This window comes from Pantoea sp. PNA 14-12, assembly GCF_004364735.1.
In the GTDB taxonomy this organism is placed as follows: Bacteria; Pseudomonadota; Gammaproteobacteria; order Enterobacterales; family Enterobacteriaceae; genus Pantoea; species Pantoea stewartii.
Genome location: NZ_SOAJ01000001.1, coordinates 1,063,869 through 1,077,495, shown reverse-complemented (window position 1 = coordinate 1,077,495; position 13,627 = coordinate 1,063,869). Strand labels below are relative to the sequence as shown.

Genomic DNA, 13,627 nt, shown 5'->3' with positions numbered 1-13,627 from the left:
GCAAACTGTGCAAAACAGCCTGCCTTTCCTGCCCACATAGCTGAATACAGGCTTCCCTCTTCACCTCATCGTGCTTTGTAAACCGGTTTGCATCGTAGACCTGCCCTGCCGACGCTCTTGCCGGTTCGGCATCCTGACCTCCCCGCCGGACAGTTATCACGCCTGACCCGATCTTCTGGTTCGTTGCTGCGCATGTCAGTTGCCGTGACCGCCTCCCGTTTGCGCTATACAGGTGCCTTCACGATTTCGCCTGCAAACGTGCCAGCATACGTTGCCTGTTGACATAAATAATGGCGCAGAGCAGGAGGCTCAGCATGGCCGTGCTTATAAATACGCCCGGCCCGGTCATGGCCAGCATCACACCACCCAGTAGCGGCCCGGCAGCAATACCGAGCGTTGACAATGTTGAGGCGCCCAGGTAGGCACCTCGATGTTCTGCGGGTGCCAACTGGTCGAGTAAAATATTCAGGTTCGGCATCAGAATCGCTTCGCCTGCACTAAACAACACGGTGACAGACAGCCAAAGCCAACTATCCGCTGTTCGCAGGGAGAAAAAACACAGCTGTGAGAAAAAGAAAATCACTGCACCCAACAGAATTCGCTGAGGTAAATGCATCCTCGCCATAATGCGGACCAGAAAGGTTTGAAATACCAGCACGGTCGAGGCATTCGTGACCAGTATTAACGTCACCAGCTTTACAGCCGCGTCGCTGTTCAGTAACAGAAGGTACTGGGGCAGTACCGCTTCAAAATGAATAAAAACGATACTGCACAATGTGCTGCACAAAAGCCCGGCCACAAAAATTTTATCTCTGATAATAATTCCCATAACCTGGTGAAGTCTAACAGCGGAAACCTTGTCGGCCGGCGGCGTGTTCACCGGTTTACCCGCCGGGATAAACAGGAGCACGTAGATAAAAAAAGGGAAATAGCTCAGGCCGGTTATCAGAAATGTGCCTTTCTGAGACGTCAGGCCAAAAGCAATGCCCACCAGGGGGCCCAACACCGCAGCGACGTTGACCAGGTAGTAGCGCACTTGCAAAGCCAGTGCGCGGCGGCGACGATCGCCCAGTAAATCACTCATTAACGCACGCAAAGGCGGATCGACCCACGCAAAGCAAACGCCGATAATCATCAGGCCGGTAATAAACAGACCGACTCCCGTCGCCTGCGCCAGAAGGATATAGCCGACTGCCGAAAATCCACAGCCCATCAGCAGAATAATCCGTCGTCCTAACCTGTCCGAAATCTGGCCGCCATACATGCCCAGCCCCACGGATACCAGCGCACTACTGGTCATCGCGCAACCGATGGCAACAGGCGACATGTGGTAGTTCTGTGTCATGATCATTGCGATAAATGGCCAGGCCATAAAATAGCTGAACCGAATAATCAGGGTAAAAATGAGCAGCGCGTGAACTGTCGCCGGAAAGGTTTTTAACGTCTTAAATACACCGGGCTCTACCCTGATTTCAGCGGCGGGCTTTGTTGTCATACGTCACCTTATGATGGGTCTGTTGCACACTGAAGCGTCAGAGAAGCGCACGGCTTGTCAATTAGTAATATAAGTATTCCTCACACGATGCAATATAAAATCACGCTAACTCTTTGATTCACAGGCTTATGACGTATTCAACCCTCGCCACAGGATAATGTAATGAAAAGCCTGTTAATGATTTATAACGTCAGGCGTTAATACTGAAACAAACACCAAGACCGCCAGGGGCGCAGGCGAGAAACAAGGCGATATTGCGCATCGTTGGAAAATTACGCCTGATTCTCACGTCAGCCTGAATGCGCAGGATGGGTTTTACCCACTCTTTAAAGTTCGCCATCCCATCAATGTAAGGCGGCCATTTTTTCTCCTAACGCAGCGGTTTTTAACTGTTTCCTTACTAAAAGGGACGCCGCGCAGAGATAGCCGTTTTTTTATCCGTACATCATGCAGGCCCGGACGCTGCCTGAAATCAGACACTGTCTTGTCAGTGGTTACCCGACAAAGACCCACTCGATTGTGAATAGCAGGGATTATGTGCTCCGGGAAGAAGTCGGGATCGCCGTCGTTCAGGTGATAAGGCCGGTTATACCAGATAACAGGGAACGGCTTACAGGTCGTCATACAGCGGGTCGGTTTCAGAGGAAATGGAGACAGGTTTGCCCGCACCAGGTGTTGCTGCCAGCAGAAAGCTTTAACAGGTTGCATGAAGCGAACAGCGCTACAGGCTGGCTGTTTCACCACGTGCTTGTGTTTTCAGACCGGAAAGAACGGGCCCTGTTTAGCATAATATGGCACCCCTCAGGCTGGTGATAACAAGGCGCTAAGCGCGCCCCGAATACCCTTATTGCGGTAGTGCATGCGCAAAGAATTTAACCCCATCAGGCCAGGCGCCCCGATGGCCTGAAAAGGCGTCAGCGGCGTGACCGATCGTCATATTTCGGCTGCCTGCCTGGGTGATATCCGGACCGTCAGCGCGTAATCTTGCCAGCGAGATACGTGACGGCCTGACAACAGCGATATGACCCGGTCTGTGCTGATCGGGGCTTTCATAGGCGACCACCACCAGCATGCCTTTATTCGCCAGCTGCTGAGCGTGCCACGCATCGCTGACCCTGATCCAGCCTGACTGACGCCCTTCACTACTGTCAAACCAGCGCGTTTGTGCGCTCGCCAGGAAAATCTGGCTGTGCTGAGGCGGCCTGAGCATATAGACGCCCAGGCGTGCGCCTACCGCCGCCGCAAACGCGCTGCAGTGCGTATGATTACCGGGACCAGAATAGTTATCCGGTCTGTCAGGCTTGCCCGTTTCCCAGTTGACGTGATGATGATTCAGCCATAAATGCTCCACGTCCGCATGGTCAAGCACGGCAAGAATCTTTTGCGCGTTGGGCGTGAGCGCGCCGCAACAGGGCGCATCCTGCGGCGGCACGGACTGGACGTTGCCAGCCGGAACCGGGCTGGCGACAGCCGACAGGGACGGGAAGAGAAAAGCCGCACTCGCAAAGACGGCCAACGCATATCTGCTCAGTGATGGTTTCATAGTGACCTGACTGTATAGAATTAAGGTTCGTCATTGAAAGGGCTTCTTCAGGAAGCGCACGCGCGCGACCCTTCGCCCGCCATTCCGTGCGGTGAAGCGCCTGACCCATCGCGCCTGCCTGCACCTTTACTTTACGCCTCTGCCAAATCTTCAGGGTTGGGTTTCTGCATGACGAATTGAGCTCTGCCTTCCGGGTTTCCCGCCTGAAGCGGCGAACAGCCTGCGTGTTTCTGTCATCGCACGCCCGGTCGTGGCGTGCCTCGGTGACGTGACACGTCAGGCGGATTTCAACTTACTCCGGCAGGTGGTTTTTTTGCAAGGGTCACGTTCTGTAAGAACCGCAAGGTCACCACGGAGAATCTGTGGTGACCCCTGCCCGTTCAGAGCCTGCGCCCGTTTTCAGCAGCACAGGCGTTTGTGTTGATTTTCAAAAACTCTGCCAGTTGGTCTCCGCTGCAGCGGGAACAATATTGCTGACAGGGCGCGTCATGGCGGGCGGAGCTATCGCGCTTTTCACTTCCTTAAGCGCGTCAGGTCCTGCACGCTGGATAACAAACGTGGCAACCAGGCGGTTTAATGCTGAGGCCTGTTCCATTAATGAACGCGACGCAGAGGATGCTTCTTCCACCAGGGCCGCATTTTGCTGCGTCACATCATCCATTTGATTGACGGCCAGATGGACCTGGCTAATTCCCTGAGACTGTTCCTGGGCGGCGACAGAGATTTCATCGACCAAATCGGTAACCTGCCGGACGGCATCGTTCATTTTGTGCATATTTGTACCCACCCCTTCAGCCTGTACCGCACCGGCTTCCACAAAGCCCATTGACGATTCAATCAGCGCTTTAATCTCGCGGGCTGATGATGACGAACGCTGCGCCAGGTTGCGCACCTCGCCAGCCACGACCGCAAAACCACGGCCCTGCTCACCTGCCCGTGCGGCTTCGACCGCCGCATTCAGGGCAAGGATATTGGTCTGAAAGGCAATCCCCTCAATGAGAGAAATAATGTCGGTAATTTTGGCCGAGCTTTCGCGTATATCGCCCATCGTCGTCAGCATTGTTTTTACCCGATCGGCGCTGTCTTCTGAAATTTCGCGCGCATTTTTCGCTAACTGGCTGGCCAGTCGGGTATTTTCTGCCGTCTGACGCACCGTTTCACTCAGCTCTGACATACTGGCAGCCGTTTGCTCAAGTGATGCCGCCTGCTCTTCAGTCCTTGCCGATAAATCCTCGTTACCCGCTGACATTTGCGATGACGCTGTACTGACAGACTGCGCGGCACTTTCCACAGCGTTCAGTGACAGCGACACAGTCTGAATCAGATGATTAAACGCTTTTGCCGTCAGGCCGATTTCATCAGAGCGTGTATCATCTGCTTTGAGAGTGAGATCGAGGTTTTCGCTGGCCTGCTCCATCGTCAGGCGCATGGCATTCAGCTGGCGGCGAATGGCTAAAATTGTCTTAACGGTAAAAAACCCCAGCAGCAAAATAGCGGCGGCTGAGCCGGTGATCAGGGTTAACAGTGTATGGTGATAGGTTCTGTCGTTTTCTCTGCTGAGCGCATTGGCGAGATCGGTATTGAGCTGAAGTTGCTGCTGATAATTCGCAATGAGCTGTCGGGCTTCGGCGCCAATCCCTGTTGTCCCCTGCAACATTCCCAGAGACACAGCATCATTCTGAGCACGTGAGGCGGCCAGAAAGGCTGGCAGGTCGCGTTCTATTTTATTAATCATCGTAAACGCCTTTTCCGTCATTTGCCTGTCTTGCTCGTTGGACGTGTCCTCTGCAAGGTAGTGCTGATTAAGCGCACGAATATGTTTGATTGTGTCGTTGACTTCTTTTTCGATGACAGCCTGCCTGGCCAGGTCAGTCACGCTCTGATGATGATAAAGGGCGATGATGACGGCATTACTGCCTTCAATCATCTTTGAAATACCGGTGATTGACGGGACCGTATTTTCGTTAACGTATTTGAAGCGGGTCTGAAACCCTTGCGACACGCTGACAGATACGACAACCATAGCGACCAGCGCTGCGGAAAGCAGCGAAAACGTGAATAAAAGACGCTGAGTTATAGTCATTGTTTTTACCTGGTAAAAGAGAAAAGAAATACGTCTGATATGATTCAGAAAAGAGGCGACATACAGACAGTCAAATAAAATATCGGCGCCATAAAAAAATAATCAAACGGAGTTCCCGCTCTGTTTACACGCCATTTATACATGCCTCCCTCCTGAAAAAACAACTCACTGAAAGGCCTCAGTTATTTTTGCAACGCTGTTTTCTAAAAATTTAATGCCGCGCATTTAAAAGGTAATAACACCCCTTTTTCTGTGCCTGACGTTAAGCCTCCGCCTTTATCATTCATTTTTCCTGTTAAAAGGGAAAAACCATCAAGAAAATTAAAACAGTATTTTAAATGACATATTTAAATATTTTTTCTTTACGCGGGAGCGCTGTTCTGTAAGGGGGGGAATCCTGCATCGCGTCCTCACATTGCAGAGCGGCGTCCTGCTGCTTTCTGATGCGACAGCCAGCCTCACTACACGAAAACGCCATAAAAATACTGTTAAAACAAAAATTATGGCAAAATCGCTTGGCGACACGTGCCATTAAACCGTTATCCTGTCGTTTTCAATACGGGGACATTTTACGTCATCAGCCACGCTGAATGCCTGTACAGTGATGAACCGGCAACGCATAAAACCCTATTTTTAATTTATCCTTAAGCGATAACTCATTACTTGTAGCCATAAAAAAAGCCCGGCATGCCGGGCTAACACCAATCAATAAACTGCCACCTTTAGGCCGACACTGTATAGCGCAGCGCAGGAAGTGTAGTTGAGCGCCGCATTATTACTGTAGGGAATACCATAAGAGATGTAATCAGATGTTATTTTTTCGCAAAACTCAATTAAGCGCCACACTATTTTAATAGCCTTATATCATTTTTCTCTTTTCTGCAATGCTGTGTCATTGCAGCCATATAAACGCTTTGCTGCTGTCTGCTTTTTTAAACGGCATCGTGAACATGAGGTTATTTTTTACGACGCAGGCGCGGGACATATTTACGTTAACAGAAAAGTGTCTCACAGGCGGCTTTTGCCATCAGCCGGTCTGCGCGCATCAGAAAGCCCTGACAGGGGCTGCGCCTCACCGGGCGTTGATTTTCGCAGCCAGGCGCATCCTGTTAGTCACCCGTGTCATGCTGATAATGACTCGCTGTCAGCTGAGACAGTGAGGATATCCCCCTCAACATTCATGACGTTGCGTCAGATAACAGGGTTCATCCGGTTACTGCACCGCCCGGATGGCCCGGAGGGCGGTGATCTGTCAGACCTGAAATGCCTCCACCATGTTACGCAGCGCATGCGCCTGTTCTGACAACGAATGGGAGGCAGAGGATGACTCCTCGACCAGGGCTGCATTGTTCTGCGTTACGCCATCCATCTGGCTCACCGCGATGCTGACCTGCGAAATGCCCTGCATTTGCTCAGAGGAAGCCAGAGAAATATTATCCATAGCCTCAGCCAGCTCGTTTACCCTCCCCACAATGTTGACAATGCTCTGTCCGGTCGTAGACGCCACCGTGGTGCCGTTTTCTACCTGACCTACCGCCTCTTCAATCAGCAGTTTGATATCGCGCGCAGCCGTAGCGCTGCGCTGCGCAAGCGTTCTGACTTCACCGGCCACTACCGCAAATCCCCGGCCCTCTTCGCCTGCGCGTGCCGCTTCAACCGCAGCATTGAGCGCCAGAATATTGGTCTGGAAAGCGATGCCTTCAATGACGGTCGTAATATCACGCACTTTCGTTGCGCTCATGGATATGTCCTGCATGGTATCGACCATCCGCTGCACATCCTCTTCGCCGCCTCGGGCAAGACGGGCGGTTTCGCGGGCAGATTCGGCGGTCTGCCGTGCGCCGCTGGTGTTGCTTTTCACCGTGGCCGTCAGCTGCTCCATGCTGGCGGCCGTTTCCTGTAAAGCTGCCGCCTGCTGTTCGGTGCGGGAAGAAAGCTCGGCATTCCCCTTAGAAATTTCATCGGCGGCTAACGCGACAGCGTTCGACGTATCCCGGATATTCGCGACCATGTTGCGCAGGTTGGCCTGCATGACATGAAGGGAAGCCAGCAGGCTGGTCGTGTCGTTGCGACGAAGTGTGACAGGTGACGTTAAATTTCCGGACGCAATCGATGCTGCCAGCGCCTGTGCCTGCGCCGGTTCGCCGCCCAGCTGGCGCATCAGCGTACGGATAATGATAACGCAGGCCATCACAGCAACAACCACAGACAAAAAGACCATTATCGCCATCAGACTGGCCGTACGTGACGCTGACTCTCTGGCATCAGAAACCGTTTTTTGACTCACCTCCATCTGAATTTCAGAAAGCCGATCCAGTGCATCCAGCATTTTCCGCTGTACCGGCCGTACCGTTTTCAGCAGGTAATCAATTGTGGCCGCCTGGTCGCTTTGCATCGCCTTCTGGCCTGCCATGGTGATCAGGTTCAGCGCCTGGTCATCTTTAGCGAGCAGGTTCTCCAGGGCATTTTTCCCTTCGGCTGATACATTCTGCGACATGCTGCTCACCAGTTTTTCGCGTTTCGCCAGGTAGTTCACTTTCTGGTTCTGCACCCGCTCCCACTCGGTTTGCTTCTCTTTTGCATCGCTCAGTAAGGCAATATTTCTTACCGCAACGGACATATCCCGGGCAGCACTGCGCATATCCTGGATCAGATTGTACCGATACATTTTATTGTTGACGGCATTATCCATGTCGTCCCGTGCCTGCCAGAGTGCGTGGAGCGCAATGCCTGTGCAGAGCACAAAAAGCAGGATGAGCAGGCTGAAGCCTGCAGCGAGACGTGTGGCAATTTTCATGGTGTTTTCCCCGATAATGTTGCTACTGCTGTGTGTAGTCCGGTTTTGCTGAATACATTTGCCGGAAAGATCTCTGCAAATGAAAATGTGTGTTTCCTTCACCTGTCAGTAACGGCTGACAGGGAAATCTATATAGATGACAAAATGGAATTCGGGTGGGACAGAGGGGACAGAAAGCAAAGCCAATACGGCAAAGTCGCGCATAGCGCGGCCGGGAGGGCGAAAACTTATTTTTCAGAATATTGTTAGTAAACATGTCACGATAAAACGCGGCGTATCAGACATCTCCCGACACAGGGGGATCATGCTGTTCGAATGCGATCTCCCGCTTCTGTGAACAGCAGTGTGTTACGTTGACGGCAACGCCCGAAGGCCAGACGTGACCTCATGAATTCTGTACGGGCGGAGGCGGTTCTGTGCCCGGTTTGCGATGAGCATCGACACGGTCAGGATGATTCATCGGGTCCCTTTCGGAAATGCCTGTGACGCGATGTTGTCCGTTGTTCAGACGGGGAAGATGCCGTAAAACGCTTTTCCATTCCCCCGTTAACCCGTCTTACCTGCCGCCAGAAAGCATGGCAACGGCTATTCTGCCGGGGAGACTGAATGGACGGGTGTGCCCCGGCGATCCCAGCGGCGGGCCATCCACCACAGCAGTGCCGTGATACACCAGCCAATACACCACGACACATCGTTACCGGCAAACAGCCAGGTGAGTGAACCATGGTGAAGTGGATTGTCGATAAACGGCAGTTGTACCAGCACACCCAGGACATAAACGGTAATCCCCACCCTGTTCCAGCGGCCATAACGTCCGTCTGGCTGTGACAGCGCAGGAATATCCACTTTGCCCTGGGTGATCACATAAAAATCGATCAGGCTAATCGCGCTCCATGGCACGAAAAACGCCAGTAAAAACAGCAGAAAATGGGTGAACGCTTTCAGAAAAGCGGGTTCACTCAGCAAGGCAATCACACAGGCCACACTGACCATCAGGACCACAAACAGAATGCGTGCACCCCGCCCCATTGCGGATTGCTGGCGGAAACCCGAGACAATAGTGGTCAGTGCCATAAAACTGCCGTAAGCGTTCAGGGTGGTGAACGTGATTTTGCCGAAGCAGATAGCGAAATAGATCACCATCGCCATCGTGGGCGTACTGCCCAGGCTGACAATATAGCCAACCTCATTGCCCGCAAACGCCTTTCCGGCCAGCGCCGCGACAATCACACCCAGCGTCATGGACGCCTGCGTCCCCGTTACGGTGCCGAAAAACACTGACCAGAACAACGTTTTCGCGGAGACATTCGCAGGCAAATAGCGCGAATAGTCGGAGACATAAGGGCAAAATGCGATCTGCCATGAGGAGGAGAGCGACACCGCCAACAGGAAATGAGCCAGCGTGAAGTGCTGATTCTGCCAGACAGGCGTTAAGTCATGCGTTACCACCAATGTGATAAACAGATAAGCAAAAGCCAGTACACCAACAAGGCTGGCCAGTTTGCCAAGCTGATGGATCACCCGGTAACCCAGCACCGCAATGACGATGATTATCGCGCTAAACAGGATCATGCCCGTCGCATGGCTGACATGCACCAGCTTAGCCAGCGCCTGGCCGGCCAGCACGGTACCGCTGGCCGAAAAACCGACGTACATCATGCATACCAGCAGCAGCGGAATGACTGCCCCATAGACGCCGAACTGCATGCGGCTGGTGATCATTTGCGGTAAACCCAGGCGCGGCCCCTGAACCGCATGTAATGACATAATGCCTGCGCCCAGGATCTGTCCGACCAGTAATCCCACCAGTGACCAGACCACATCGCCCCCCAACACCACCGCCAGCGCACCCGTAACTATCGCGGTGATTTGCAGATTTCCGCCAAACCACAGTGTGAACTGGCTAAAAGGATGACCATGTCGCTCCCGCAGTGGGATGTAATCAATGGAACGGCTTTCAGAGAGGCGCGGTTTCTCAACGCCTGAATAACCTGCTGCAGATGTTTCGGCTGGCATCATTTCCTCACTGGGCAGTGTATGGGGTGCGTTGCTGTTTACGTCCGGCGGACGCCAACGCAGGGTGACAGTACATGTATAGACAGGCAAGGATAGTGTCATGCTCACGCTGAAGTGACAAGGCCATGCGTCATTGGAAAATGTGATGAGGCCTGTTCGGCAAAATGTGCGCACGAAAAAGCAAAACTGCCTATTTCTGATACGATTTAAACGTAGCCGTAAAAAGTAATGTCCTTTTTGCTACGAACGCAAACACAGCAAATTTAACCTACATAATGAGACAATAATGAAAATATCCACACGCCTTATTGCAGGTTTTGGCCTGCTTATTCTTTTGTTCATCCTGTGCACCGGGATCGCCCAACAGGCCCTGCATCATGCCCGTGAAGGCATGGACGATACCGTCAACATCAAGATGAAAAAGTATCAGTTAGCGCAATCCATGTACGGTGAAGTCAGAGATATGGGCATTGCCGTCAGGAATATCGCGCTGCTCAGCGACACCCAGGCGATGCAGCCTGAAGTCACGCGGATTCAGAAACAGAAAGCGCTCTTTATTGCTAACCGTCAGGCGCTCGGCGCTATCCTGGCAACCGACTCTACGCCGGCGGGTCGTGAGGCTTTCAAAAGAATTACCGACAGCGAAGGACCAACGTTTGCCGCCCTGGATCAGGCAACCAGGCTCGGGCTGGCCAATCTTGATAAAGAAACCACGGACTATCTGTTAAAGGACGTGCGTCCTGTTCAGACTAAGTTACTGAATGCTCTGCGCGATATGACAGAGATTCAGGAGAAAAACAGCCAGGCTGCTGTGCAACAAAACAGCCATTCTACTGCCCGCGCCTCGCTGATTCTGATGCTACTGGCCACCGCTTCTGTGATTGTCGCGGTCGGTGCCTGTGCGGTCACTATCAGCGTGCTGATGCGCCAACTGGGCGGTGAACCGGCACAGGCGCAGGCGCTGGCCGCCTCCATCGCAGCCGGCGATCTGACCGCCACCGTGTCACTGCGCCGCAAGGACACCACCAGCCTGCTGGCCTCCCTTGACGTCATGCAAGCCAGGCTACGTGCACTGGTTTCCCAGATTAAAGAGGCTTCGGCCTCCGTTGCGCTGGCTGCCGATGAAATCGCGCAGGGCAATACCGAACTGTCCTCACGTACCGAACAGCAGGCGGCGGCTTTGCAGGAGACGGCTGCCAGCATGGAGCAGCTGACGGCCACGGTGAAAAGCAATACGGCCGGTGCACAGCAGACGGCCGATTCGGCACGTGAAACCGCACAGCTTGCCCGCACGGGCGAATCTGACGTGCAGCGCATGACGCACACCATGCATGACATTTCGGTCAGCGCCACTAAAGTGCGCGACATCACTGCCGTGATCGAAAGCATTGCCTTTCAGACCAACATCCTGGCCCTGAACGCGGCTGTTGAGGCGGCCCGTGCCGGCGAGGAAGGACGCGGTTTCGCCGTGGTTGCGGGCGAAGTGCGCACGCTGGCCCAGCGCAGCGCTACGGCAGCACGTGACATTAAAACGCTGATAGAACAGGCCGTTGAACAGGTGGAAAGCGGCGTGACGGTTGCCTCCTCAACCGGGCAGAGCATCCTGAAAATCGTTGGAATGGTCGGCGAACTGGCTGACGCCATGGATAATATCTCTCTGGCCTCCTCCGAGCAGATGCAGGGCATTTCGCAGGTTAGTATCGCAGTGAGCCAGATGGATGGCGTGACGCAGAACAATGCCGCACTGGTTGAAGAATCGTCTTCGGCGTCACGCTCACTGTCGGAACAGGCGCATGCGCTGCGCGGCATGGTCGCGGCATTCCAGGTGTAAAAAAGGCGGCAACCGCCGCCAGAGAGCAATAAATTCGGCACAAACCGCCAGGAACAGGTGGGCGTCGTCACGACAAAGCCTGTCCCTGGCGGACTGTCGACAGCGGCAGTTATCTTGCTCAATCACGCTGTGCGCCAGGAACGCCACCGCCCCGCACGCAGCGGTGCCTCTGACCGTCCCTGAGACCGGCGTGTCAATGCAGTCCAGACGTCGCGCCCGCCTGTGGCTTAACGCCACACTTTCCTTGCCCCACGACCGTTTGCCCCACACGGGTGAGCCAGCCTCCTGCCTCAATACAGACGTGAGAACCCCTGGCGTCAGCGCGAGTCCGTCTCAGTCAGCGTTGCCCTGACATGCGGCAGGCTCTGCGGGTAGTTCTGCTGAATAAATTCGATCATTTTTTCCCGCACGTAACAGCGCAAATCCCAGGCGGTGGGCGAATTTTGTGCCGTCATTAATAATCTGATTGTCATGGTTTTTTCAGAGGTGTCGGTGACCTGAAGCACCTGGGTTTGCTGATCCCAGAGTTTGGTTTCACTGAGCACTTTCTCGAAATGCTGGCGCAGCGGCTCAAGCGGCAGGGAGTAATCCACATACAGAAACACCGAGCCCAGGATTTGCGCGTTGTTGCGCGTCCAGTTCTGGAAGGCGTTTTCCGTGAAATAGGTAATCGGCAGCACCAGCCGACGGAGATCCCAGATACGCACGACCACATACGTCAGATTGATCTCCTCTATCCAGCCCCACTCTTTTTCCACCACAACAGCGTCATCAATTTTGATTGGCTGGGTAAAGGCAATCTGAATACCGGCAAACAGGTTAACCAGCGACTTTTGCAGCGCAAAACCGATGATGATGCCTGCGACACCCGCACCGGCCAGGATGGTCGTGCCGAATTTACGCACGCCGGGAAAGCTGAGCAAAATCATCGACAGACTCAGCGAGACCAGGATCACGATGGCCACTTTTTTCACATAAATTAACTGCGTGCGAATCTTGCGGGCACGCAGATTGTTCGACAGATTGATATCGTAGCGAATGAAAAGCATATCCTGCGCCACATTGGTCAACCGAATCAAAATGGAACAAATCGATAAAATGATAAAGATATTGGCGGTGGAGGTGATAAACGCCACGGTTTCAGGACGCAGATCGATGTAGTTAATGCCGATATTGATCAACACCAGGGGGATAAACAGAAACAGCGAACCGCGCAGGTGCTTTTCCAGTGATTTGAACAGTTTTCGGTCCCGGTTCTGCCAGAAGCGGATGAACCTGAGAAAAATAAACCGGGCCAGAAAGCCCACGATAAATGAAAGCGTGACGAGCAATACAGCAGGTATCCATGTTGGCGCACCCGATAACTCCCCAATAAGTAATGGCATCATTTCCCCTTATAGTCCGTCAGCAACCTGAGTTGTCGGATAAGTCACTAAAATCAGTAACCGTTGTGTTCCCGGTTATCTACGAATGAAGTCATTGCGCACATTAGTTTATGAAATTTTTTAACAATTGACTGACCTGTCGGTAAAAAAGCCCTGCCAGCATGCATATGGCCCGAGACAGCCGAATGCAATTAACTGTTATTTATAGCATTTTTATTCTTTCGCGAAGCAGCGGATCGCCGTTCTGTGTGGGGATGTTTATGTCAGCGCAAGCCCTGACAGCCGACGGCCAGGCAGGCATACGCGACTGCCGCCGTTGACAGTACCGCGCCAGGATGCGCGGTGCGGCTGGCAAAACGGGAGAAGAAATCTGTCCCGCTGTGCCGTCGGTGTTGCGGAAAAGGCGCCGGTGGGCGGTATCGCTGAGAGGTCGCCCCCTGCCTGACGAATGGCGCAGCCAACCCTTTAGTATGCCGG

The 13,627-nt window shown here is 53.3% G+C and carries 7 protein-coding genes; 1 reads left to right on the top strand and 6 read right to left on the bottom strand.

The genetic code is table 11. The features are described 5' to 3' along the window. Positions 1–238 precede the first annotated feature (238 nt). The 5 genes from C7434_RS05180 to C7434_RS05160 form a co-directional block, all read right to left on the bottom strand. Complete coding sequence (locus C7434_RS05180; protein WP_006119040.1) at positions 239–1,495, bottom strand: MFS transporter; 1,257 nt, start codon at positions 1,493–1,495, stop codon at positions 239–241. 844 nt (positions 1,496–2,339) lie between these two features. Beyond that, complete coding sequence (locus tag C7434_RS05175; protein ID WP_033741279.1) at positions 2,340–3,038, bottom strand: hypothetical protein; 699 nt, start codon at positions 3,036–3,038, stop codon at positions 2,340–2,342. A gap of 427 nt (positions 3,039–3,465) precedes the next feature. Next, positions 3,466–5,121 (bottom strand): methyl-accepting chemotaxis protein, encoded by a 1,656-nt coding sequence (locus tag C7434_RS05170; RefSeq protein ID WP_033741277.1) that lies wholly within the window; start codon positions 5,119–5,121, stop codon positions 3,466–3,468. Positions 5,122–6,373: 1,252 nt separating this feature from the next. Continuing rightward, positions 6,374–7,918: a methyl-accepting chemotaxis protein gene (locus C7434_RS05165; protein ID WP_033741273.1), complete on the bottom strand. Its 1,545-nt coding sequence runs from the start codon at positions 7,916–7,918 to the stop codon at positions 6,374–6,376. A gap of 585 nt (positions 7,919–8,503) precedes the next feature. Beyond that, positions 8,504–9,934: a cytosine permease gene (locus tag C7434_RS05160; protein ID WP_033741271.1), complete on the bottom strand. Its 1,431-nt coding sequence runs from the start codon at positions 9,932–9,934 to the stop codon at positions 8,504–8,506. A 286-nt stretch (positions 9,935–10,220) separates the two neighbouring features. Here C7434_RS05160 and C7434_RS05155 point away from each other — a divergent pair, with 286 nt between their 5' ends. After that, positions 10,221–11,765 carry a methyl-accepting chemotaxis protein gene (locus tag C7434_RS05155; RefSeq protein WP_033741269.1) on the top strand — a complete coding sequence of 515 codons (1,545 nt, stop codon included), beginning with the start codon at positions 10,221–10,223 and terminating at the stop codon, positions 11,763–11,765. 317 nt (positions 11,766–12,082) lie between these two features. On the opposite strand, the gene C7434_RS05150 is transcribed toward C7434_RS05155, so the two are convergent. Beyond that, positions 12,083–13,150, bottom strand: coding sequence for a mechanosensitive ion channel domain-containing protein (locus C7434_RS05150; protein ID WP_033741268.1), 1,068 nt, complete (start codon positions 13,148–13,150; stop codon positions 12,083–12,085). Between the last annotated feature and the right edge of the window lie 477 nt (positions 13,151–13,627).